At 71.9% G+C, this 23,201-nt stretch carries 20 protein-coding genes; 13 read left to right on the forward strand and 7 right to left on the reverse strand.

The genetic code is table 11. The features are described from left to right. Nucleotides 1–53: 53 nt before the first annotated feature. Both hflX and ACK8GG_RS10780 read left to right on the forward strand, forming a co-directional pair. Complete coding sequence (hflX, locus tag ACK8GG_RS10775) at nt 54–1,472, forward strand: GTPase HflX (protein ID WP_440353528.1); 1,419 nt, start codon at nt 54–56, stop codon at nt 1,470–1,472. A gap of 56 nt (nt 1,473–1,528) precedes the next feature. Beyond that, a complete protein-coding gene (locus ACK8GG_RS10780; protein ID WP_440356200.1) occupies nt 1,529–3,385 on the forward strand; it encodes a hypothetical protein in 1,857 nt (618 codons plus the stop codon). Nucleotides 3,386–3,433: 48 nt separating this feature from the next. On the opposite strand, the gene lexA is transcribed toward ACK8GG_RS10780, so the two are convergent. After that, on the reverse strand, nt 3,434–4,219 hold the full coding sequence (gene lexA, locus ACK8GG_RS10785) for a transcriptional repressor LexA (protein ID WP_440350077.1): 786 nt from the start codon (nt 4,217–4,219) through the stop codon (nt 3,434–3,436). A gap of 504 nt (nt 4,220–4,723) precedes the next feature. Between lexA and nrdR the strand changes: the two genes are divergently transcribed. From nrdR to ACK8GG_RS10800, 3 genes are all read left to right on the forward strand, one after another. Further along, entirely contained in the window at nt 4,724–5,236 is a 513-nt protein-coding gene (nrdR, locus tag ACK8GG_RS10790; RefSeq protein WP_440350078.1) for a transcriptional regulator NrdR, read from the forward strand. 148 nt (nt 5,237–5,384) lie between these two features. Beyond that, a complete protein-coding gene (locus ACK8GG_RS10795; RefSeq protein WP_440356201.1) occupies nt 5,385–8,234 on the forward strand; it encodes a vitamin B12-dependent ribonucleotide reductase in 2,850 nt (949 codons plus the stop codon). Between the two features lie 352 nt (nt 8,235–8,586). Next, on the forward strand, nt 8,587–9,468 hold the full coding sequence (locus ACK8GG_RS10800; protein ID WP_440356202.1) for an SDR family NAD(P)-dependent oxidoreductase: 882 nt from the start codon (nt 8,587–8,589) through the stop codon (nt 9,466–9,468). A 60-nt stretch (nt 9,469–9,528) separates the two neighbouring features. Here ACK8GG_RS10800 and ACK8GG_RS10805 read toward each other — a convergent pair whose 3' ends face one another. Beyond that, nucleotides 9,529–10,296, reverse strand: coding sequence for an alpha/beta hydrolase (locus ACK8GG_RS10805; RefSeq protein WP_440356203.1), 768 nt, complete (start codon nt 10,294–10,296; stop codon nt 9,529–9,531). A gap of 128 nt (nt 10,297–10,424) precedes the next feature. Here ACK8GG_RS10805 and ACK8GG_RS10810 point away from each other — a divergent pair, with 128 nt between their 5' ends. Next, on the forward strand, nt 10,425–11,249 hold the full coding sequence (locus ACK8GG_RS10810) for a TetR/AcrR family transcriptional regulator (RefSeq protein ID WP_440356204.1): 825 nt from the start codon (nt 10,425–10,427) through the stop codon (nt 11,247–11,249). 231 nt (nt 11,250–11,480) lie between these two features. On the opposite strand, the gene ACK8GG_RS10815 is transcribed toward ACK8GG_RS10810, so the two are convergent. After that, nucleotides 11,481–11,834 carry a VOC family protein gene (locus ACK8GG_RS10815; protein ID WP_440356205.1) on the reverse strand — a complete coding sequence of 118 codons (354 nt, stop codon included), beginning with the start codon at nt 11,832–11,834 and terminating at the stop codon, nt 11,481–11,483. Nucleotides 11,835–12,089: 255 nt separating this feature from the next. Here ACK8GG_RS10815 and ACK8GG_RS10820 point away from each other — a divergent pair, with 255 nt between their 5' ends. Further along, on the forward strand, nt 12,090–12,767 hold the full coding sequence (locus ACK8GG_RS10820; protein WP_440356206.1) for an HAD family hydrolase: 678 nt from the start codon (nt 12,090–12,092) through the stop codon (nt 12,765–12,767). Nucleotides 12,768–12,918: 151 nt separating this feature from the next. Here ACK8GG_RS10820 and ACK8GG_RS10825 read toward each other — a convergent pair whose 3' ends face one another. Both ACK8GG_RS10825 and ACK8GG_RS10830 read right to left on the reverse strand, forming a co-directional pair. Continuing rightward, nucleotides 12,919–13,947: an aldo/keto reductase gene (locus ACK8GG_RS10825; RefSeq protein WP_440356207.1), complete on the reverse strand. Its 1,029-nt coding sequence runs from the start codon at nt 13,945–13,947 to the stop codon at nt 12,919–12,921. 114 nt (nt 13,948–14,061) lie between these two features. After that, the gene (locus ACK8GG_RS10830) at nt 14,062–14,946 is read right to left on the reverse strand and encodes a thioesterase family protein (RefSeq protein ID WP_440356208.1); all 885 of its coding nucleotides are present in this window, start codon (nt 14,944–14,946) and stop codon (nt 14,062–14,064) included. A 132-nt stretch (nt 14,947–15,078) separates the two neighbouring features. On the opposite strand from ACK8GG_RS10830, the gene ACK8GG_RS10835 reads away from it, so the two are divergent. Beyond that, nucleotides 15,079–15,318 carry a DUF5522 domain-containing protein gene (locus ACK8GG_RS10835; protein WP_440356209.1) on the forward strand — a complete coding sequence of 80 codons (240 nt, stop codon included), beginning with the start codon at nt 15,079–15,081 and terminating at the stop codon, nt 15,316–15,318. A gap of 36 nt (nt 15,319–15,354) precedes the next feature. On the opposite strand, the gene ACK8GG_RS10840 is transcribed toward ACK8GG_RS10835, so the two are convergent. Further along, nucleotides 15,355–15,954, reverse strand: a complete 600-nt coding sequence (locus ACK8GG_RS10840; RefSeq protein WP_440350318.1) for a LysE/ArgO family amino acid transporter — start codon at nt 15,952–15,954, stop codon at nt 15,355–15,357. Between the two features lie 85 nt (nt 15,955–16,039). Between ACK8GG_RS10840 and ACK8GG_RS10845 the strand changes: the two genes are divergently transcribed. Both ACK8GG_RS10845 and ACK8GG_RS10850 read left to right on the forward strand, forming a co-directional pair. Further along, nucleotides 16,040–16,933, forward strand: a complete 894-nt coding sequence (locus tag ACK8GG_RS10845) for a LysR family transcriptional regulator ArgP (RefSeq protein ID WP_440350094.1) — start codon at nt 16,040–16,042, stop codon at nt 16,931–16,933. 104 nt (nt 16,934–17,037) lie between these two features. Next, nucleotides 17,038–17,640 (forward strand): hypothetical protein, encoded by a 603-nt coding sequence (locus ACK8GG_RS10850; RefSeq protein WP_440350095.1) that lies wholly within the window; start codon nt 17,038–17,040, stop codon nt 17,638–17,640. A 52-nt stretch (nt 17,641–17,692) separates the two neighbouring features. Here the strand turns inward: ACK8GG_RS10850 and ACK8GG_RS10855 are convergent, their stop codons facing one another. Continuing rightward, entirely contained in the window at nt 17,693–18,382 is a 690-nt protein-coding gene (locus ACK8GG_RS10855; RefSeq protein ID WP_440350096.1) for an iron-dependent transcriptional repressor DtxR, read from the reverse strand. 120 nt (nt 18,383–18,502) lie between these two features. On the opposite strand from ACK8GG_RS10855, the gene ACK8GG_RS10860 reads away from it, so the two are divergent. The 3 genes from ACK8GG_RS10860 to ACK8GG_RS10870 are packed head-to-tail and all read left to right on the forward strand — an operon-like array spanning nt 18,503 to nt 23,165. After that, on the forward strand, nt 18,503–19,357 hold the full coding sequence (locus tag ACK8GG_RS10860; RefSeq protein ID WP_440350097.1) for a sulfurtransferase: 855 nt from the start codon (nt 18,503–18,505) through the stop codon (nt 19,355–19,357). A 43-nt stretch (nt 19,358–19,400) separates the two neighbouring features. Then, nucleotides 19,401–20,582 carry an acetoin utilization protein AcuC gene (locus ACK8GG_RS10865; protein WP_440350098.1) on the forward strand — a complete coding sequence of 394 codons (1,182 nt, stop codon included), beginning with the start codon at nt 19,401–19,403 and terminating at the stop codon, nt 20,580–20,582. A gap of 30 nt (nt 20,583–20,612) precedes the next feature. Then, nucleotides 20,613–23,165, forward strand: a complete 2,553-nt coding sequence (locus ACK8GG_RS10870) for a bifunctional acetate--CoA ligase family protein/GNAT family N-acetyltransferase (RefSeq protein ID WP_440350319.1) — start codon at nt 20,613–20,615, stop codon at nt 23,163–23,165. Nucleotides 23,166–23,201 lie beyond the last annotated feature (36 nt).

Genomic DNA, 23,201 nt, shown 5'->3' on the forward strand with positions numbered 1-23,201 from the left:
GGTTGTGTGTGTCAGGATTGGCGGACTGACGTCAGCACTGACAGGAGACCGGATTGCCGTATCAGGAGAGCTTCGCCCCGTCCATCGACGACGAGATCGAAGCCACGACGGGCGAGCTCGAGCTGGAGGACCGCCAGGCGCTGCGCCGGGTCGCGGGTCTGTCCACCGAACTCACCGACGTCACCGAAGTCGAGTACCGCCAGCTTCGTCTGGAGCGGGTCGTGCTCGTCGGGGTGTGGACCGAGGGCAGTGTCGAGGATGCCGACAACTCGCTCACCGAGCTGGCGGCGCTGGCGGAGACCGCGGGTTCGCAGGTGCTTGAGGGGCTGATCCAGCGTCGTGGACGTCCGGACCCCGCCACCTTCATCGGCCGGGGCAAGGTCGACGACCTGCGCGCGGCGGTGCTCGACCGCGGTGCCGACACCGTCATCTGCGACGGTGAACTCTCCCCGTCACAGCTGCGCAACCTCGAGCAGCGCACCAAGGTCAAGGTGGTCGACCGGACCGCGCTGATCCTGGACATCTTCGCCCAGCACGCCAAGAGCCGCGAGGGCAAGGCGCAGGTCGAACTCGCCCAGCTCGAGTATCTGCTGCCCCGCCTGCGCGGCTGGGGCGAGTCGCTCTCCCGGCAGGGCGGCGGCAGCGGCGGTGGCGCCGGCGGCGGCGTGGGTCTGCGTGGTCCCGGTGAGACCAAGCTGGAGACCGACAAGCGGCGCATCCGCACCCGCATCTCCCGGCTGCGCCGCGAGATCAAGGCCATGCGCACCATCCGGGTGACCAAGCGGGCCCGGCGCAGCCGCAACGGCATCCCGTCGGTGGCGATCGCCGGATACACCAACGCGGGCAAGTCGAGCCTGCTCAACCGCCTCACCGGCGCCGGTGTGCTGGTGGAGAACGCCCTCTTCGCCACGCTGGATCCGACGACCCGGCGGGCGACGACCTCCGACGGGCGTCTCTACACCCTCTCGGACACGGTCGGTTTCGTCCGGCACCTGCCGCACCAGATCGTCGAGGCGTTCCGCTCGACGCTCGAGGAGGTCGCCGAGTCGGACCTGGTGGTGCACGTGGTGGACGGATCGCACCCGGATCCCGAGGAGCAGGTTCGTGCGGTGCACGAGGTCCTCGGCGAGGTCGGTGCCGATCAGCTGCCCGAGCTGCTGGTGATCAACAAGGTCGACGCGGCCGACGAGGAGACTCTGCTGCGGCTCAAGCGCCACTGGCCGGAGGCGATCTTCGTGTCGGCGCACACCGGGCAGGGGATCGACGGGCTGCGCGCCGCGATCGAGGAACGGCTGCCGCGGCCGGCGGTCGAGCTTCGCGCGGTGCTGCCGTACGAACGCGGTGACCTGGTCTCCCGGGTGCACCGCAGCGGCGAGGTCCTGGAATCCGAGCACCTGCCGGAGGGCACGCTGGTGCACGTACGGGTCGACGCGGCGCTCGCCGCCGAACTGGCTCCCTTTACCGCAGCCTGAGCCGAATCGCGCGCCAGGGACAGAGCGCGCCGTACCCGCCATGCGACACTGACGGGATGCGGCGCGCTCTGTTTTCGATCACGGCCGTCCTCGGTGTCGTCATGCTTCCGGCGTCGGCAGGCGTCGCGGCAGTCGGCACCCGCGGGCCGGTGTTGCAGGCTCAGGCAAAACCGAAGGCGGTCTGCACCGTCACAGACCCGCGGCTCGTCGAGCTCTCCGGCCTGGTGGCGACCAAGAGCGGCTACATCGTTGTCAACGACAGCACCGACCTCGAAGAGCGACGCAAGATCTTCTATCTGAACCAGGACTGCGCGGTCACCAACGCCGTCGACTACTCCGGGGCCGGTCCCTACGACACCGAGGATCTGGCGCTGTCGCCGGATCGCAAGACGCTCTGGATCGCCGACACCGGCGACAACATCACCAGCGCGCAGCGCCGGGAGCGGGTGGCGCTCTGGAGCATGCCGGTCTCGGGCAACAAGCCGCCGAGCCTGCACCGGCTCGCCTACCCGGAGAAGGCCCCGCACGACGCCGAGGCGCTGCTCATCGCCGACGACGGCACTCCGATCATCATCACCAAGTCCCTCAGCGGCTCGAAGATCTTCGTTCCGGTCGGGCCGCTGCAGACCGACAACGAGACTCCGGTGCCGATGAAGGAGGTCGGGCGGCTCAAGCTGCCCAGGACCAGCACCGACAACCTGCTGGGTACCTCGGGACGAGTGCTGGTCACCGGTGCGGCCCGTTCGCCGGACGGCAGCAAGGTGGTGGTGCGCACCTACGCCGACGCGTTCGAGTTCGACGTGCCGAACGGCGACATCGTCAAGGCGCTGACCGACGGGAAGCCGCGGGCCACGGCGCTGGCGGACCCGTTCGGCGAGGCGATCGCCTACACCGCCGACGGCAAGTGGTTCCTGACGGTGTCGGAGATCGCGGACGTCGCCAGCGCCACCGAGCTGCAGATCCTGCGCTACCAGCCCTCGACCACGGTGGCGACCGAGGCGCCGGTGCCGGGGGCGGGTGCGCCGGGTTCGGAGGATTCGTTCTTCCAGAGCCTGTCGCTGCAGCAGATCACCTATCTGATCGCCGGTGTGGGTGTGGTCGGCGTGCTCCTCGTGGCGGCCGGTGTCACCGGCATCCTGCGGGCCCGGCGCAAGCCGGCCGCCAAGGGTGCTGCCGACGACGCCGAGGGTGCTGCCGCCGGCGAGGACGGCGGACGGCGCCGCCGGGGTGCTGCAGCGGTGAACGAGCCCGGCGGCCGGGGCGAGCCGGTGCCTGCCGCGTCCGCCCGGGCCGCCGCTGCCGCAGCCGGCGTCTACGGTGGCGCGCCGCGCGACGGTGGCGCGTCGCGTGGCGGCGCGGTCTACGGCGGGGCGGCTCCCGCCGGCGGCGTGTACGGCGGCGCCCGCGCTGCGGGCCCGGGGGCCGACGGCGTCTACGGTGGCCGCGGCACCGGCCCGGCGGCGGCTGGTGGCGGTCGGCCTTCGCGCGGCGGCGTCTACGGGGGCAGCGGTCCGGAGCCCGGCTCCGGCGGCGGTCACGGCCGTGGCCCCGCGGGTGGCGGCGGTTACAGCGGCCCGGCCCCGAGTGAGCGCGGTGGGCGTCCGGGTGGTCCCGGTGGGCGTCCGGGTGGTCCCGGTGTCTACGGCGGTCGCTCCGGTGGGGGCCGGGACGAGAACGAGGGCCGCGGGCGGCACCACAACGGCTACGCCCAGGAGCCTCCGGTTCGGGGCCGGGGCCGGCGTTCCGAGGACCCGGGCCGCGGCGAAGCGGGCTACCGCGAACCGCGCCAGGGCGAACCCGGATACAACGGCCCGCGCTATGACGACCGCGGGTACGACGAGCGAGGGTACGACAGGCGGGGCCACCGCGACCCCGGCTACGACGACCGCCACCGGGGCGGCGGCTACCGCTGAACTCGGGACCGTCGCCGGCCCGGCGGGGCCGGCGACGGCGCGTCGGCCTCAGACGCGGCGCAGCACCGCCACGACCCGGCCCATGATGCTGGCGTCGTCGCCGAGGATCGGCTCGAAGGCGGCGTTGGCCGGCATCAGCCAGACGTGCCCGTCGCGGGGTTTGTAGGTCTTGACCGTCGCCTCACCGTCGATCATCGCGGCGACGATGTCGCCCGGGTCGGCGGCCTGCTGCCGGCGGATGACCACCCAGTCGCCGTCGCAGATCGCGGCCTCGAGCATCGAGTCGCCCTTGACCTGGAGCATGAAGACCTCGCCCTCGCCGACAAGCTCGCGGGGGAGGGGGAAGACGTCCTCGATCGCCTGCTCGGCGAGGATCGGCCCACCGGCGGCGATGCGGCCGAGCAGCGGCACGTACGCCGGGGTGGGGCGCTGGGCGCGGCCTGCCTCGTCGTCGGCGACGTCGTTCGGTGGGCGTACGTCCACCGCGCGGGGGCGGTTGGGGTCCCGCCGCAGGTAGCCCTTACGCTCCAGCTCCTTCAGCTGGTAGGCGACGCTGGAGGGGGAGACGAGCCCGACCGCCTCGCCGATCTCCCGCACGCTCGGCGGGTAGCCGTACTGCTGCACCCAGTCCCGGATGAACTCCAGGATCCGGCGCTGCCGGGCGGTGAGGTCGGTGACGGTCGGCGGGTCGGGGAAGCTGCTCACCACCGGGGTGACGGCGCGCAGGGTCGCCGAGCCGGCACGGCGGGGGGTGCGGCGTTTGCCGGCGGCGGGGGTCACCTGGCTGGCCTTGGCCGGCTCGTGCTGCCGGCTCGTCCGGTCGTTGGTCGACACGTCCGTCCTCCCTGGTCGGCTGCGAGCCCGGTGGCCCGGGTTGCGGCGTGCGTCGTGCGTCATTACGCGGTTGTCAACGCCGTACGCGTCGCGTTCACGCGCGCGGCACTGTCAAGAACCGTATAGGTGGGATGCGTCTTTTTCAAACATCTGTACGACGGTGTGCGGCGTGTCGCTTGACCGGGCGCTCATCCGTACACCTGTACTATTCTCATGTTACGTCGGTGCTCCGCCGACTGCGCTCTGTCGCCGCCGGCGCGGGCGAGTGTCGCGATGTTCTCACCTGACGCGCCGGCGCCGTTTCGACTTGACCGCGACCCGTGGGCGGCCTACCGTCGACCCCTAGATGTAGTAGTGACAAGGGTGTAAGTCGACCACAGGTTGGGGCGCAGCCCTCCAAGAACAACTTCGGCCCGGATTCAGCGCACTGCCGTCAACCGGTGGTGACGCCGGCTTCGGCATGCCCGCCAGACGGGCGCCGGCCTGACGTGAGGAGAAACGGCGATGCGGTGTCCGTACTGCCGCCACCCGGATTCGCGGGTGGTCGACTCGCGGGAGGCCGATGACGGTCAGCTCATCCGGCGGCGCCGGTCCTGCCCCGAATGCGGCAAGCGGTTCACCACGCACGAGGAGGCCGTCCTCGCGGTGGTCAAGCGCAGCGGGGTGACCGAACCCTTCAGCCGCACCAAGATCATTGGCGGGGTCCGCAAGGCCTGCCAGGGGCGGCCGGTGGACGAGGACTCCATCGCCCTGCTCGCGCAGCGGGTGGAGGAGACCGTCCGGGCCAAGGGCGCGGCCGAGCTCCCCAGCCACGATGTGGGGCTGGCGATCCTGGGCCCGCTGCGCGAACTCGACGAGGTGGCATACCTCCGTTTCGCCAGCGTCTACCGATCGTTCGACTCGCTGGCGGACTTCGAACGCGAGATCGAGGAACTGCGGGCCGCGGCCCGTGACCGGCAGCGGCCGGCGGCGCAGGAGCCTTCGGGCGCCCAGCCCGCCGACGGCCGCAGCGGTTGATCCACGACCGCCGGGCGCAGCGGCAGCGCCGCGACGCCGGCGGGTGCAGCGCCGGACGGTGAGCAGCCGGACCGGCCGTACGACCTGAGTTTTTGTTCTGAAATGTGTTGGATGCGCGGCGGGTGGCGCGCGCGGCGAGGGGGATGAAATGGCGGATGGCCTGACAGCGAGCAAGGGCCGTTCCCGGTCGGTGCAGACCGGGATCAAGGTCGAGCGGGTCTGGACCACCGAGGGGGTGCACCCCTACGACGAGGTGACCTGGGAGCGCCGGGACGTCGTGATGACGAACTGGCGGGACGGCTCGATCAACTTCGAGCAGCGCGGCGTGGAGTTCCCGGAGTCCTGGAGCGTCAACGCGGCGAACATCGTCACCACCAAGTACTTCCGCGGCGCCGTCGGCACCGACGATCGCGAGTGGTCGCTCAAGCAGCTCATCGACCGGGTGGTCAGCACCTACCGCGCCGCCGGCGAGCAGCACGGCTACTTCGCCGGCACCAAGGACGCCGACGTCTTCGCCGATGAGCTGACCTGGATGCTGCTGCACCAGGTGTTCAGCTTCAACTCCCCGGTCTGGTTCAACGTCGGCACCCCGTCGCCTCAGCAGGTCAGCGCCTGCTTCATCCTCTCGGTCGACGACTCGATGGACTCCATCCTGGACTGGTACAAGGAGGAGGGGCTGATCTTCAAGGGCGGCTCCGGCTCCGGCGTCAACCTCTCCCGCATCCGCTCCTCCCGTGAGCTGCTCTCCTCCGGCGGCAACGCCTCCGGCCCGGTCAGCTTCATGCGCGGCGCGGACGCCTCCGCCGGCACCATCAAGTCCGGCGGCGCCACCCGGCGCGCGGCGAAGATGGTCATCCTCGACGTCGACCACCCGGACATCCAGGAGTTCGTGGTCACCAAGGCGCGCGAGGAGGACAAGATCCGCGCCCTGCGCGACGCCGGGTTCGACATGGACCTGGGCGGCGCCGACATCGTCAGCGTCCAGTACCAGAACGCCAACAACTCGGTCCGCGTCTCCGACGAGTTCATGAGCGCGGTGGAGAACGGCGGCGGCTTCGACCTGCGCGGCCGCCTCGACGGCTCGGTGATCGAGACCGTCGACGCCAAGAACCTGTTCCGCACCATCGCCCAGGCTGCCTGGGAGTGCGCCGACCCCGGCCTGCAGTACGACGACACCATCAACGACTGGCACACCTGCCCGGAGACCGGCCGCATCACCGCCTCCAACCCGTGCTCGGAGTACCTGCACCTGGACAACTCCTCCTGCAACCTCGCCTCGCTGAACCTGATGAAGTTCCTGCGGGCCGACGGCGGCTTCGAGGTGGAGAAGTTCGTCAAGTCGGTGGAGTTCGTCATCACCGCGATGGACATCTCCATCTGCTTCGCCGACTTCCCGACCGAGCGCATCGGCGAGACCACCCGCGCCTACCGCCAGCTCGGCATCGGGTACGCCAACCTCGGCGCCCTGCTGATGGCCTCGGGCCTGCCGTACGACTCGGTCGAGGGCCGCTCGCTCGCCGCGGGCATCACCTCGCTGATGACCGGTACGGCGTACCGCCGCTCGGCCGAGCTGGCCGGAGTGGTCGGCGCGTACGAGGGTTACGCCCGCAACGCCGAGCCGCACAAGCGGGTCATGCGCAAGCACGCCGCCGCCAACGACGAGATCAAGCCGGTCACCCCGGTCGCCACCGCGATCGTGCGCGAGGCCACCCAGCAGTGGACCCTCGGCAACAAGATCGGTGAGAAGAACGGCTGGCGCAACTCGCAGGCCGCCGTGCTCGCCCCGACCGGCACCATCGGCCTGATGATGGACTGCGACACCACCGGCGTGGAGCCGGACCTGGCGCTGGTCAAGTTCAAGAAGCTCGTCGGGGGCGGCTCGATGCAGATCGTCAACCAGACGGTCCCGCGCGCGCTGCGCAGCCTCGGCTACCCCGAGGAGCAGGTCGAGGCGATCATCGAGTTCATCGCCGAGAACGGCCACGTCGTGGACGCCCCGGGTCTCAAGCCCGAGCACTACCCCGTCTTCGACTGCGCCATGGGCGAGCGCTCCATCGCGCCGATGGGGCACGTGCGGATGATGGCGGCCGTGCAGCCGTTCATCTCCGGCGCCATCTCCAAGACGGTCAACATGCCGGAGCAGGCGACCGTCGAGGACGTCGAGAAGATCTACTTCGAGGGCTGGAAGCTCGGCCTCAAGGCGCTGGCGATCTACCGCGACAACTGCAAGGTCGGCCAGCCCCTCTCGGTGGCGAAGAAGCCCGAGGCCAAGGCCGTCGTGCAGGCCGAGCCGGAGAAGGTCGTTGAGAAGGTTGTCGAGTACCGCCCGGTGCGCAAGCGCCTGCCGAAGAAGCGCCAGTCGCAGACCGTCTCGTTCTCCGTCGGCGGGGCCGAGGGTTACCTCATCGCCTCGTCGCACGCCGACGACGGCCTCGGCGAGGTCTTCCTCAAGATGAGCAAGCAGGGCTCCACCCTGGCCGGGGTGATGGACGCCTTCTCGGTGGCCATCTCCATCGGCCTGCAGTACGGCGTGCCGCTGGAGACGTACGTCTCGAAGTTCACGAACATGCGCTTCGAGCCGGCCGGTATGACCGACGACCCGGACGTGCGGATGGCCGCCTCGGTCATGGACTACGTCTTCCGTCGTCTGGCGCTGGACTTCCTACCGTACGAGCGCCGGGCCGAACTGGGAATCTTCACCGCACAGGAGCGGGCGGCGCAGCTGCGCGCCGAGGCGGAAGCGGAGAACGGCGTGGACCTCGCCGAGATGGCCGCCTCCGCCCCGGTCCCGACCCGCACGGAGCAGGCGGCTGCGGCCGCTGCCCCGGCCGCGGTGGAGAAGCCGGCCAGCCAGGTCGGCTCCTCCACCGAGCTGCTGGAGGCCGTGCTGGGCAAGGCGGCCGACGCGCCGCTCTGCTTCACCTGCGGCACCAAGATGCGCCCGGCCGGCAGCTGCTACGTCTGCGAGGGCTGCGGCTCCACCAGCGGCTGCAGCTAGAAAGCACCACCGTTGCATCCGATGCAACTGGGCCAGGCGGGAAGTAAGCGCTGAAGGGCCTGCTCAAGAGGCGGCCGCGAGTCATTCGCGGCCGCCTCTTGCTGCATCCGGCAATGAGCTGTCGAGCCTCGGCGGTGGCGGCGGGCGTCAGCGCCGCAGCGGGTGGCGGCAGCCTCTGACCGTCCACAAAGTATTGTCTTTCATGATCGACATCGGCCTCGGAACCTGGTCTCCGTCCCTGGTGCGGAGAAAACGACGATTGACCAGGCCAGGGAGTCCGGCTGCCAGCGGGCGGTGGTCGAGCAGACGTCCGCTGGAGCACGCGTGTTCATGGGAGAAATGGAAACTCAGGGTGAGCAAAGCCTCGTCGCAGCCGGTCAACATGGCCGGCAAGACCGTGCTGGTCACTGGCGCGAGCTCCGGCATCGGGATGGCCGCCGCGGTCCGTTTGGCCTCCATGGGGGCCCGGGTCCTGCCCGTAGGGCGGTCCCTGTCCCGGACCGCTGAGGTGTCCGGGATCGTCGGCAGCGAACCCCTGGTGGCCGACTTCGCCTCGCTGGCACAGGTCGAGCACCTCGCCGACCGGGTGCTGGCGAGCTGCGATCAACTGGACGTCCTGGTGCTCAACGCGGGTGCCGCCTTTCCCCGGCGGGAGCTGACCGAGGACGGGTATGAGGCCACCTTCCAGGTCAACCACCTGGCCCCGTTCCTGCTCGCCATGCGGCTTCGAGAGCTGCTGGAAAGCACGGCTCGGACCAGCCCGGTGCGCGTCATCGTGACCTCTGCCCTCGGCCACAAGGTGGCCCGGCTGCGGATGGATGACCTGGAGTGGGAGAAGCGACCCTGGCTTGCCGGCTGGTTTCAGTACAACACCACCAAACTGATGAACCTGCTCTTCACCCGGGAGCTGGCGCGACGGTGGCCCGTGGGCATCGAGCCCAACTGCTTCCACCCCGGCGTGGTCGACACCCGATTCGGGATGCGGTCCCGCGCATGGCGGGCATCGCACGCCCTGCTTCGCGGATGGAAACTGCGACCCGAGCAGGGTGCCGCCCCGCTGGTGCACCTGGCCGCACATGCCGAGGTGGCCGGGATGAGAGGCGCGTACTTCAGCCAGATGGAGGCCAACGCCAAGGTGCACCCGCTCGCTGACGACCTCCGGGTCGCCGCGGACCTCTGGGAGCATTCCGCGAAGCTGCTCGGGGTGCCGGCCGGGCACGGCGAGGTGCGGTAAGCCCTGGCAGCTGACGACGCTCTGCTCCCTGCACCCGGAGTCAAGTGATCATCTTCGTGGTCACATGTGCGGCCCCCGCAGCCACGGCGCCAGGATCGGCAGGACGATGTCTGCCTGCATGGCGCGCATGTGGTCTGGGCCGTCGACCAGCACCACCTGCCAGCCTCCCGCGGTGAGCTCGTCGCGGTGTGCGGTGAACGCGTCGGCGATGCGTACCTGCACGTCACCCCATTTCGGGCCGTAGCTGATGGTGTCGTCGGCACCGGCGAAGGCGAGCCGCGGAACCGACAGGCGGCCGAGCGCACCGCGTTCGTCGAAGTCCTGCAGGGACTCGTAAAGCGTGACGTACTGCTGGGTGAAGTCCGGTGACTGGGTGACTTCGATGCTGTCCCAGTCACCGGCGGTGACCTCCGGGGGTGCGGTCTGCCGCTGATGGTTGGCCACGGCCATCCGGTGCGTGGCCCGGGTGACGGCGAGCATCTCCTGATACGGGCCGCCGAGCGGCGGGAACCCGCCCATGGCGAGGGCGCTCAGCCGGTCGGTACGGATGGCGAACTGGAGACCGGCGAGTGCCAGCCAGGAGTAGCCGTAGTAGGCGAAGCGGGCGGCGCCGGCGGCGTCGGCGACGGCGAGCAGGTCGGCGGCGGCGCCGGCGGCCGTGAGCGTGCCGGGCTTGGGGTGCTGGGCGAGGTGCCGCTCGTAGTCCGCGGCGATCACCCGGAACCCGGCGTCGGCGAGCCCGGTGGCGAGCGTGTGCCCGAGGTGAGGGTCGGCGCCCCAGGCGCGCATCTGCTCGGCAGTCGCGTCGTCGGACCTGGCCAGGCTCACGGGCAGGAGGACGGCGGACCCTCACCGACGGTCTGTACCTCGATCGTGGTGCCGTCGTGCAGGCGCGCGATCCGCATGCCGTCCCCCTTCGCGACTCGATAGCCAAAACAACTTACACTGTAAGCACTATGGAGACGGGTAGCAATGACCGCATCGACGCGCACGTCCGCCGCCTCTGGCGGCATCGCGGCACCACGCTGCCGGTGCCGCGGCGTGGGCCGCGCCAGCAGCTGAGCCTGGACACGCTCCTGGACGCGGCGGTCACGCTCGCCGACGGCGAAGGACTGGCGGCCGTGTCCACCCGCAGCCTCGCCGCCGAGCTGGGGGTGAGCGCGATGGGCCTCTACCCGTACGTCGGCTCCAAGGAGCAGCTGGTCGCGCTGATGGCCGACCATGCGTACGCCGCGCCGGAGCGCCGCATCGTCGCTGACGAGGAACCCGGCCCGGCCTCTGACGTCGCTCCGGGTATCGATGCCGGGTGCCGGCTTCGGGCGGCGCTGGAGGAGTGGGTGACCGATCTCTTCGACCTCTACGTCGCGCATCCCTGGCTGACTGAGATCAGCTGGGCCACGGCCTCCGGGGGCCCGAACGAACAGGACTGGCTCGAACGACTCCTGTCGATCCTGGATGAAGGTGGCACGCCGGTCGTCGCCCGAGCCGCCGTGGTCACCACCCTCTACGCCGTCGTCCGCTCCACCGCGCAGACCGCCGCCGCGTACGGCGGCTTGGACGCCGACACCGCGTCGCAGTGGCTGAACCAGACCGCGGCCACCCGGCGGCTCATCGGCGACTTCGACGCCCGGTACCCCCGGTCGGTGGCGCTGGAGCAGCCGGCGGCAGGTCAGTGGCGCGACCTGCCGCGGGCCTCCCTCCGGCAGGTGGTCGCGCTCATCTGCGCCGGGATGCAAGCGGAGAGCGAGACAACCGCCGACAACCTGACCGCCGAAGGATGAAGTGCCAAGGACGCCGCTGAGCGGTTTCCGGCGAGCACCAAGATGCGCCCGGCCGGCAGCTGCTACGTCTGCGAGGGCTGCGGCTCCACCAGCGGCTGCAGGTGACGATCGGAATCGCATCGGTCGCGGTCGTTCGCCTGACCGGATGATTTGCAGAGCAGAAGGGGAGTCGGCCGTTGGGCCGGCTCCCCTTCTGGGTCCTGCTGACCAGACCGTGGCGGGCCCAGTTCGCTACCGTTCGATGCAGAACTCGTTGCCCTCCGGATCGCGCATGGTCACCCAGCCGCGACCCTCGGGACCGCGGTGGTCCTCGTGGATGGTGGCGCCGAGGCCGAGTGCCCGCTCGACTTCCTCGTCACGGGACCGCCCGTCGGGCTTCCAGTCGAGGTGGACCCGGTTCTTTCCCGGGCGCGGTTCGGGGACGCGGATGAAGAGCAGACCCGGCACCGGGTCCGGCGCTTCGACGAGCACCTCGTCGTCGCCGGGCTGATCGAGTTCCGATACCGGCCAGCCGATCAGCCGGCTCCAGAACGTGGCCAGCTCGTACGGGTCCGCGCAGTCGACAGTCACGTGACGCAGTCTCATCGGCAGCACCGTAGGCCGTAATCAGGACGCCATCAAACGCATTTCACATCAGGCCATCAGCGGCTGTCGCCGGCAGGGATGAGGAGCAGCGCGCGAACCCCGTGGTTGCGGAGTGGGCCGGTACTAGGTGAGGCCTGGTACCAAGCAGTTCGGACCCGGGAGCACCCGCCTTCAGGAGTTCCGTACCCGGCTGAGGCCGTGGGACGATGCCACCGTCGTTGCTGACCTTGACGAGCGATTGGGTGCGTTGACCGCATGACCGTCCAGACCTCTTCCCCGCGGCGAATCCGCGCTGTCTACTTCGACGTGGGCGAGACGCTGATCAACGAGTCCACCGAGTACGGCACCTGGGCGGACTGGCTCGGCGTTCCCCGGCACACGTTCTCTGCAGTGTTCGGGCAGGTCATCGCGCAGGGGCGGGACTACCGCGAGGTCTTCCAGCACTTTCAGCCTGGATTCGACCTCGCACTGGAACGGCAGCGCCGGGCAGAAGCCGGATTGGCGGAGCACTTCAACGGCCGCGACCTCTACCCTGATGTCCGGGACTGCCTCGCCGCGCTGAAGGCCGACGGCTATTTTGTCGGTGTGGCGGGTAACCAGACCGCTCGCGCCGGCCGGCTGCTACATGAGCTGAACCTGGGTGTGGACCTGATTGCGACGTCGGACGACTGGGGCGCGGAGAAGCCGACCCCTGTGTTCTTCGTCAAGCTGGTCGAGTCGGCGGGGTGCTCGCCGGAGGAGATCGCATACGTGGGCGACCGCCTCGACAACGACATTCTCCCCGCGCTGGCCGCCGGCCTGACGACCGTGTTCATCCGGCGTGGGCCGTGGGGTTACTTCTACGCCACTCGTCCGGAGGTAGAACGAGCGCACGTCCGTATCGACAACCTTCGGGAGCTTCCGGGGAGGCTGCGAGCCTTTCAGCTTCAGTGACTCCCGGTGGACCTCGTGGCGCTTCGCCCGATCGACAACTCGGCGGGGCATTCGCCCGTATCGGGGTGGTACCGCCGGCACGCATCGAGGCCGTTGGTCCTGCCGCCTGGCGGTGTCATCACCAACTGAACTGGATGCGCCGTGCTGCCGGTCAGTAGCGGGTGCCGACCGGTTTCGGGGCGTTGTCCAGCTCCGTCAGGTCCGCCTTGGTCAGGTCGAGGTCGGCGGCGCCGATGTTGTCGACCAGGTGGCGCAGGCGGCGCGTACCGGGGATGGGGATGACGTGGGGTCCCTGGGCCAGCGTCCAGGCGATCGCGACCTGGGCGGGGGTGGCGCCATGCCGGTCGGCGACGGCGCGGACCGCGTCGACGATGCGGGCGTTGGCGGCGCGGGCCTCCGGGGTGAAGCGGGGGTTGCCGGCGCGCAGGTCGGTGGACTCCAGTTCGGTGGTCGCGTCGATGGCGCCGGTGAGGAATCCCCTGCCCAGCGGTGAGAAGGGCACGAACGCCGCGCCGTTGGCCGCGCACCAGCCGACCACGTCACCGGATTCGGGCGCCCCGCCGATCGACATGGTGGTCACCACCGGCTCACTGCCGGCCGCCCCGCTGGAATGGCCGAGCGCGTCGCGGGTCCAGAGCGAGAGCTCCGACTGTACGGCGGTCACCGGGTGCACGGCCGCGGCGGCGGTGCACTGGGCGACGGTCACCTCCGACAGTCCCAGGTAGCGGACCTTGCCGGCCTGCACCGCCTCGGCCATCGCGCCCCACGACTCCACCAGCGGCACCTGGTCGTCGATCCGGTGCAGGTACCACAGGTCGATGTGGTCGGTGCCGAGCCGCTTCAGTGAGGCGTCGATCGCGGCCCGCAGGTGCTCGGGCGAGCCGTTCCGGGCGATCGCCCGGGTCTGCATGTCCGTCACCACGAGGCCCGCCTTGGTGGCGAGGAAGATCTCGTCACGCCGGCCGGCGAGCGCCTCGCCGAGCAGGATCTCGTTGTGCCCGGCCCCGTAGACGTCGGAGGTGTCCAGGAAGGTGACGCCTGCGTCCACCGCCTGCCGCAGCACCTCGGCCGACTCGGCGTCGTCGCGGGAACTCTGCGCGTACGCCCAGCTCATGCCCATGCAGCCGAGGCCGACCGCCCCGACCTGGTGTCCCGTCGTCCCGACCTCGCGTGTACGCATGTTCCCGTCCGTCCTCGGTGATTCGTGATGACCTACGCCGGTGGCGTGCTCGCCGTTGCCGGTCTACTGCGCGATCCCGCCGCAGGCCTGCTGCCCGGTCCCGGTGCAGCGGTCCTACTGCGGGGCGCGGGCGACCCGGGCGAGCTGGCGGGCCTGCGCGACCAGCCGGCCTGTGCTGTCCCAGATGCGGCAGTCCTCGTCGACCCAGCCGTCCCTGACCTCGCCGCCCCGGGTCTCCACCAGGCACCAGCCGGGGGCGGGCAGGTCGCGGACCAGCACCTGGATCTGTACGGTCGGCGCCCAGCCCATGCGGCCGAGCGCGAATCCGGTCGGGGGCAGCACGTCGGCGAAGAGGACCAGCGCGAGCGGGTCGGGATCCCGGCCGTCGGCGAAGCGCACCCAGGCGCGGTGCACCGGCTCGTCGGCGGGCTTGCCGAAGACCCAGCCGGCCGTCACCGGATCCAGCCGCGTCTCCACCTGCCGCATCAGGCCGGGGAAGGGAACACCCGGCATGCTCCGCGCCCCCTCCTCGGTGAGGGGGAGGCACTTCTCGACCGGGGTGGCATCGGGCCGCGAGCCGGCGGCCTCGACGGCGGTCAGGGTGGCGGTGGTGACCTGCGCGCTGATGAGCGTTCCGGTGGAGTCGGCGAGGCCGACAGTGGCGTGGGCGGTGGTCCGTCCCGGCGGCGCCGTGCTCACGTGCAGGGTGGCCCGGTCCGCGCGGGCGGGCCGCAGAAAGCCGGCGGCGAGCGCCACCGGATGCTCGTGCGGGGAGTCGAGCACGGCGGCCCGGCCGACGACCGAGAGCAGATAGCCGCCGTTGAGGATGCCGGTGCCGAGGTCCCAGTCGGGCGCCAGATCGGCGCGCCACACCCCGTCGCCGTCACGGCTGACCCCGGTGGCCGTGTCGAAAGCAGAGCCCGGGGACTCGGCGCGAGCGCCGGCGGGCGCCGGTGACTCGGCGGCCGGGACGGAGCCGGGTACGGCGGATCTCGTCATGCTCTCGACGCTATCCGCCCGCGCCGCGATGATCAATGAGTCTGGTGGACCGCACCGGACCCGGCGTGACCGGCGACGCGGGGCCGGCCTCCGCGACGGCCGAGGTCCGGCGCGCCGCCTAGACTCGCGGCGATGTCACGCCCTCGCCTGCCCCTGGCTGCCCGGCCGCTGGAGTGCCCGCACCCGTCCCGGCTGGCGCCGGGGCATCCGCACCGGGAAGAGATCCTGGCCCTGCACGCGGCGGCGCTCGCCACCGGCCGGCCCGCCTACCGGGACCCGGCCACCGGCTACCAGGTGCTCACCGCCGCCTTCCTCGCCGGCCGCCCCTGTTGCGGTCACGGCTGCCGGCACTGCCCGTACGTCGACGACTGAACCGGATAGAGGGCCGCCGAGGCCCTCGCGCAGCCGTCAGCCGATGAGCAGTGAGGCTGCGACGACCCACATGATGACCGCGACGGCGCCGTCGAGCGCCCGCCAGGCGGCCGGGCGGCGCAGCACTCCCGCAAGTCGCTGTGCGGTGAAGCCCAGCGCGGTGAACCAGACCGCGCTGGCGATCATCGCGCCGGCCCCGAAGATCCAGACGTGCGCCTGGCGTTGGGCGATGCTGCCGATCAGCAGCACCGTGTCCAGATAGACGTGCGGGTTGAGGTAGGTCAGCGCCAGGCAGGTGAGGACCGCCGCGCGCAGGCTGGTCGCCGGCCGGTCGGTGGGGAGCAGGGCGCCGTCCGGGCGCAGCGCCCGCCGGGCCGCCATCGCCCCGTACCCGAGCAGGAAAGCGGCCCCGCCCCAGGTGGCGGCGGTCAGCAGGAGCGGCCGGTCGGTCACCAGGGCGCCAAGCCCGCCGATCCCGGCGGCGATCAGCAGCGCGTCGGAGACCGCGCAGATCACCACCAGCGGTACGACGTGCTCGCGGCGCAGCCCCTGCCGTAGCAGGAACGCGTTCTGCGCGCCGATGGCGACGATCAGGGTGAGCGACACCGAGAAGCCGGTGAGGCCGGAAGTGACCATTGCTGACTGCATGCGGTCGACGCTACGGTCCTGCCGACCATCACTCCAGCTAATGTTTCTGCATGCTGATTAGGAAAGCTTCATAGTGCTGGACTCGGTGCAGCTGGAGACCTTCGCCGCGGTGATCCGGGCCGGCAGCTTCGAGGGCGCGGCGGCCGCACTACGGGTCACTCCCTCGGCGGTCAGCCAGCGGATCAAGGCGCTGGAGCAGTCCGTCGGCCAGGTGCTGATCCGTCGCGGCAAGCCCTGCCGGGCGACCGTCGCCGCCGAACCGCTGCTGCGGCTGGCCGGTCAGATCGCCCTGCTGGAGCAGGAGGCACTGCACGCCGCCCGCGGCGGTCCGGCCGCCGGACGTACCCGGGTGGCGGTGGTGGTCAACTCCGACTCGCTGGCGACCTGGTTCCTGCCGGCGCTGACCCGGCTGCCGGCGGAGTTCGCGCTCGACTTCGACCTGCACGAGGAGGACCAGGACCACACCGCCGACCTGCTGCGCGACGGCACGGTGATGGCGGCGGTGACCGCCCAGCACGAAGCGGTCCGCGGTTGCCGGGTCGAGCGGCTCGGCGTGATGCGCTACCTCGCGGTCGCCGCACCCGCTTTTGCCCGCCGGTACTTCCCGGCCGGCTTCCCGGCAGACGCCTTCGCCGTCGCGCCGATGCTGGCCTTCAACCGCAAGGACAGCCTGCAGCACCGCTTCGTCCGTACGCTCACCCGGCGGCAGCCGACCGGCCCGCTGCACTACGTCCCGTCGGTGGCCGGCTTCAACGAAGCGATCCGGCTGGGCCTGGCCTGGGGTCTGCTGCCCGAGTCGCACGCGCACGCCGAACTCGACGCGGGACGCTGCGTGCAACCCGCCCCCGGCGCGTTCCTGGACGTGCCGCTCTACTGGCAGCACTGGCGGGTCGACTCGACCGTGCTGGCGGCCCTGACCGTCGCGGTGCGTGAAACCGCCGGCGAGGCGCTGCGCCCGGCGGCGTGACCCGAGGCGGCCCCCGCCGCTGCCCCGCCGGGGATGTTCGTCGCCGATTGTCCGGTACCGCCGCCAGTTCGGCCGACTTTCGCCCGGGCCGGGGAAGCCGTACGGTGTCCGACGGGCTGCCGACCGGCGGCCCGGACTTGGGGGTGAATGTGCGGGCGCGGCTGTTGTTGGCAGCGGCGGCACTCGTGTCGCTGAGCGGGTGCGGTGCCGAACGGGACGCGCAGCCACCGGTCGACGGGAGCGGCGCCAACGCCCCGGAGATCATTGTTCCCGCGGCCTCGGCCGGGGGCGCCTGCCGCTGGCTGGACTTCGACGTCATCGAGCAGGCCACCGGGACGCGCTTCACCATCGCCGCCGCGCAGGAACAGCGCCGGACCAGCACCTGCGTGGTACGTACCGCGGACGCGACCCACCCCGACCTGGCGTTCTCGGTCACCCGGGCCGGCCTCGACGTGGAGACGTTCCAGGCCGACATCGTGCCCGCGGGGGCCGGTGCGGTGAAGGGGCTCGGCCAGGCCGGATACAAGCTGGTCCGCGACGGCGACCGGCGGCAGGGCGCCACCAGCGAGGTCGGCTGGCTCGACGCCAAGGGGCAGCTGCGCACCCTGCGCTACACCCTGCCGGTCGAGGCGACCGCCCAGGTGGCGAAGCAGCACACCGCCGGGCTGATCACCCTCGCCCAGCAGGTGGAAACCGCCACCGGCTGACCCGCCCCCGCGAGGGAGAGGGGCGGCTCAGCCGGCGACGAAGACCGGTGGCTCAGCTGGCGACGAAGACCCGCGAGGCGACCTCGCGGGGCAGCCGGACCGCGCCGCCGTCCCGGTTGATCGTCACGCCGTCGCGCTCCTGGGAGACGGTGACCGTCGCACCCGGATCCACCCCGGCGGCGTGCAGCTGCCGCAGCACCTCCGAGTCGGTCTGCACGCTCTCGCAGATGCGCCGCACCACGACAGCGCCGGAGATCCCGGGGAAGGCGAGGTTGCGCTCACCGTCGCCGGCGTGCGGTTCGGGATCGGTGCTGCCGAAGGCGGCCAACCCCGGAATCGGGTTGCCGTACGGCGACCGGCTGGGGCGGTTGAGCAGCTCGTAGACCTTTTTCTCCACGGCGTCGCTCATCACGTGCTCCCACCGGCAGGCCTCCTCGTGGGCCTCCTCGTAGGGCATGCCGATGACATTGACCAGCAGAAGCTCGGCCAGGCGGTGCTTGCGCATCACCGACACCGCGTGCTCCCGGCCCGTCTCGGTCAGCGTCAGGTGACGGTCGCCCTCCACGGTGAGCAGGCCGTCGCGCTCCATTCGCGCCACCGTCTGACTCACGGTCGGCCCGCTCTGTTGCAGACGCTCGGCGATCCGGGCACGCAACGGTGGGACCCCCTCCTCTTCCAGTTCGAGGATGGTCCGCAGGTACATCTCGGTGGTGTCGACCAGATCTTTCTTTTCGTGCTTCACGGCTGGTGGCCTCCCGCTGGGAAGTTTACCCTGCCCTACCCCCGAGATCCGTCAGCCGCGAGCCGTCCAGGGGCGCAGGACCCTGGACGGTGCCGGGGGCCGATGGTATTGACTGGCCGCATGTCCGCCTCCCCTGCGCTTCTCGTCGAACCCGCCGCGCTCGCCGCCGAGATCGCGGCAGCCGACCCGCCCACACTGCTCGACGTACGGTGGCGCCTCGCCGGACCGCCCGGACGCGAGGACTATGACGACGGTCACCTGCCGGGCGCGGTCTTCGTGGACCTCGACGCCGACCTCTGTGGCCCGCCCGGTGCGGGCGGGCGGCACCCGCTGCCCGACCCGGCGGCGCTTCAGCAGGTGCTGCGCGCCGCCGGGGTGCGCGCCGGGCATCCGGTCGTCGTCTACGACGGCGGTGACTCGATGGCGGCGGCCCGCGCCTGGTGGACGCTGCGATGGGCCGGGCACCAGCAGGTACGCGTGCTGCACGGCGGCTACCCGGCCTGGGTGGCGCAGCACCTGCCGGTGGTCACCGGCACGCCGTGCCCTGTCCCCGGTGACATCACCGTCGCACCCGGCGGACTGCCGGTGCTCGACGCGGACGCGGCCGCCGAGCTGGTCGCCGCCGGTGGCACCCTGCTCGACGTGCGCGCCGCCGCCCGCTACCGGGGCGAGACCGAACCCGTCGACCCGGTCGCCGGTCACATCCCCGGGGCCCGCAACGTCCCCGCCGCCCGCTACGCCGGGCCCGACGGACGGTTCGCCGCCCCGCCGGCGCTGCGGCAGATCTTCGACGAAGCCCCCACCGGTACGCCCGTCGGCGCGTACTGCGGTTCGGGGGTGACCGCCGCGCAGGCGGTGCTCGCCCTGCACCTGGCCGGACGCGCCGACGCCGCCCTCTACGTCGGCTCCTGGAGCGACTGGATCACCGATCCGGCCCGCCCGGTCGCCACCGGCGAGGAGACGTCCACCGGCTGAACCGTGCAGCCCGGCATCGGCGTACGCGTGCGACGATGACGCCATGGTCGCGGAGACGATGGTGGTGTGGGACGAGTCACTGCTCGGCTACGACCTCGGCGAGCATCCGCTTGACCCGGTGCGCGTCGAGTTGACCATGGCGCTCGCCCGTGAACTGGGCGTGCTGAACCGCCCCGGCGTACGGCTGGTGGTGCCGCCGCCGGCCGACGACGCGGCGCTGACCCGGGTGCACCGCGCCGACTACCTCGACGCGGTGCGCGCCGCCCCGTACGACCCGTTCTTCAGTGGCTACGGCATCGGCACCGCCGACAATCCCGCCTTCGAGCGGATGCACGAGGCGAGCGCCCTGATCGCCGGCGCCACCCTGACCGCCGCGGAGGCCGTCTGGCGGGGGGAGGTGCGCCGGGCCGTCAACATCGCCGGCGGGCTGCACCACGCGATGCCCGGGCGGGCCGCCGGGTTCTGCGTCTACAACGATCCGGCGGTGGCGATCGCCCGGCTGCTGGACCTCGGGGCCGAGCGGGTCGCCTACGTCGACATCGACGTGCACCACGGCGACGGCGTCCAGGAGATCTTCTACGACGATCCGCGGGTGCTGACGGTCAGCATCCACGAGACCCCGCTGGCGCTCTTCCCGGGCACCGGCTTCCCGGATGAGACCGGCGGACCCGGCGCGCCCGGCAGCGCGGTGAACCTGCCCCTGCCGCCCGGTGTCGAGGACTCGGCCTGGCTGCGCGCCTTCCACGCCGTCGTCCCCTCGGTGCTGCGCGCCTTCCGGCCGCAGATCCTGATCACCCAGTGCGGCGCCGACAGTCACCGCAGCGACCCGCTGGCCGATCTGCGGCTGAGCGTCGACGGCCAGCGCGCCGCCCACATCGCGCTGCGCGACCTGGCCGAGGAGCTCTGCGACGGGCGCTGGGTCGCCACCGGCGGTGGCGGGTACGCCCTCGTCGAGGTGGTGCCGCGGGCCTGGACGCACCTGCTGGCCACCGTCACCGGGCAGCCGCTGGACCCGGCGACGGCGACGCCGAACGCCTGGCGCAAGCTGGCGCGCAAGCGCCGCCCCGGTGACGAGGTGCCGCTGCGGATGACCGACGGGTGTGATGTGGCCTACCGGCCCTGGCAACCGGAGGGAGAACCGGGCAGCGTGGACAGGGCGGTCCTGGCGACCCGAATGGCGGCCTTCCCGCTCTTCGGCCTCGATCCGCACGATCCGCGCGACTGAGGCAGGCCGGAGGCGATAGCGGTGAAGACGATGGATGCCCCGATCGATGTGCTGCTCACCGACGGCACGACCGTCCAGCTGCGACCGATCTGCCCCGAGGACGCCGACGCGATCCTCGCCATGCACTCGCGCTTCTCCGAACGCACCCGCTATCTGCGCTACTTCTCGCCGTACCCGCGGATCCCCGCCCGGGACCTGCGGCGCTTCGTCAACGTCGACCACCGCGACCGGGAGGCGTTCGTGGTGCTGTCGGGGGAGCGGATCGTGGCGGTCGGCCGCTACGACCGGCTCGGGCCGGACGCCCCCGACGCCGAGGTGGCGTTCGTGGTGGAGGATTCGTTCCAGGGACGCGGGATCGGCCCGGTGCTGCTGGAGTACCTCGCCGAGGCGGGCCGACAGGTCGGGCTGACCCGGTTCGTGGCCGAGGTGCTGCCCGCCAACGGGGCGATGCTGCGGGTCTTCGCCGACTTCGGCTACCACGTCGAGCGCCAGTACGCCGACGGCGTGGTGCACCTGACCTTCCCGATCGCTCCCACCGAGCAGACCCTGCAGGTGCAGCACGGCCGTGAGCTGCGCACCGAGGCGCGTTCCATCGCCCGGCTGCTCACCCCGCGGGGCGTGGTCGTCTACGGCGCGAGCGCCAGCGGCCAGGGCGTCGGGGCGGCGCTGCTGGCGCACCTGCGTGACGGCGGCTACACCGGGGCGATCGTGCCGGTGCACCCGAGCGCCGAGACCGTCGCCGGACTGCCCGCCTACCGGCACGCCGCCGACGCCGGTGTCCCCGTCGACCTGGCGGTGGTGGCGGTGGCCACCGACGCCGTACCCGGAGTGCTGGCCGACGCCGCCGCGGCCGGGGCGTACGGCCTGGTGGTGATCAGCGCCGGCTTCGCCGAGGCCGGACCGGCCGGTGTGGAAGCCCAGCGCGACCTGGTGCGCCGGGCGCACGCCGCCGGGATGCGGGTGGTCGGGCCGAACTGCCTGGGTATCGCCAACACCGACGAGCGGTTCCGGCTCAACGCCACCCTCGCGCCGCGGCTGCCCGCGGCCGGCCGGGTCGGCTTCTTCAGCCAGTCCGGTGCGTTCGGCGTGGCGCTGCTGGCCGAGGCCGACCGGCGCGGCCTGGGGCTGTCCAGCTTCGTCTCGGCCGGCAACCGGGCCGACGTCTCCGGCAACGACCTGATCCAGTACTGGCAGGAGGATCCGGGCACCGACGTGATCCTGCTGCACCTGGAGACCTTCGGGAACCCGCGCAAGTTCGCCCGGCTTGCCCGGCGCATCGGCCGCAGCAAACCGGTGGTGGCGCTCGCCTCACCGGCGCGTCCGCCCGGCGTCGGCGACTCCCCGGGGCCGGACGCGGCGGCCGTGACCGCCCTCTTCGCCCGCTCCGGCGTGATCCGGGTCGACACCGTCCAGGAGCTCTTCGACGTCGGTGTGCTCCTTGCCAACCAGCCGCTGCCCACCGGACGACGGGTGGGGATCGTCGGCAACTCCACGGCGCTGGCCGGGCTGGCCGCCACCGCCTGCCGGGCGCAGGGGCTGGAGGTCGCCGCCGGCTACCCGGTGGAGGTCGGGCCGCAGGCCGGCGCGGACGAGTTCGCCGACGTGCTCGCCGACGCCGCCGTCGACGACCGGGTGGACGCCCTGGTCGTCACCTTCGCGCCGCCGCTGCCCGGTCAGCTCAGCGGCACCGACGCCGACTTCACCGCCGCGGTCGCCAGCGTCGCGCTGGCGGGGGAGAAGCCGACCGTGGCGACGTTCCTCGTCGGCGACCTGCCGGCGGCGGTGCCGTCGTACCCGACGGTCGAGGAGGCGGTGCGGGCACTGGCCCGGGTCAGCGAGTACGCCGACTGGCTGCGCCAGCCCGCCGGCGTCTTCCCCGAACTGCCCGGGGTGGACACCGCCGCCGCCGGCGCGCTGCTCGACTCCGGCGCTCCGGACGCCACCCGCCGGCTGCTCGCCGCGTACGGCATCGAGGTCGCCGAGTCGATGCCGGTCACCTCGGCAGAGGAGGCGGTCGCCACCGCCGCCCGCCTGGGCTACCCGGTCGCCCTCAAGTCCGCCGGCGCCGGACTGCGGCACCGCCTCGACCTGGGCGCCGTACGGCTGGACCTGCAGGACGCGCACGCGGTGCGGCAGGCGTACCGGGAGATGGCAGCGCTCTTCGGGGCGGAGACGCTCGTGCAGCACATGGTGCCGCCGGGGGTCTCCTGTGTGGTCGAGCTGGTGGAGGATCCCGCGTTCGGGCCGGTCGTCGGCTTCGGACTGGGCGGGGTCGCCACCGAACTGCTCGGTGACCGGGCCTGGCGGGCGGCGCCGTTGACCGACCGGGACGCGATCGCGTTGGTCGACGAGCCGCGGGCGGCGCCGCTGCTGCGCGGCTACCGGGGTGCGCAGGCGGTGGACCGGGAGGCGCTGGCCGATCTGCTGCTGCGGGTGGGACGGCTCGCCGACGAGCAGCCCCGGGTGCGGGCGCTCACCCTCAATCCGGTGCTGGCCCGTCCCGACGGGCTGTCGGTGCTGCACGCCGTCGTGCACGTCGGCGCCCCCGGCAACCGGCCGGACAAGGGCCCCCGACACCTGTGACGGCCCCGCCGGCAGGGTGCCGGATCGGGGCCGTCG

This window comes from Melissospora conviva (assembly GCF_049523535.1).
In the GTDB taxonomy this organism is placed as follows: domain Bacteria; phylum Actinomycetota; class Actinomycetes; order Mycobacteriales; family Micromonosporaceae; genus Melissospora; species Melissospora conviva.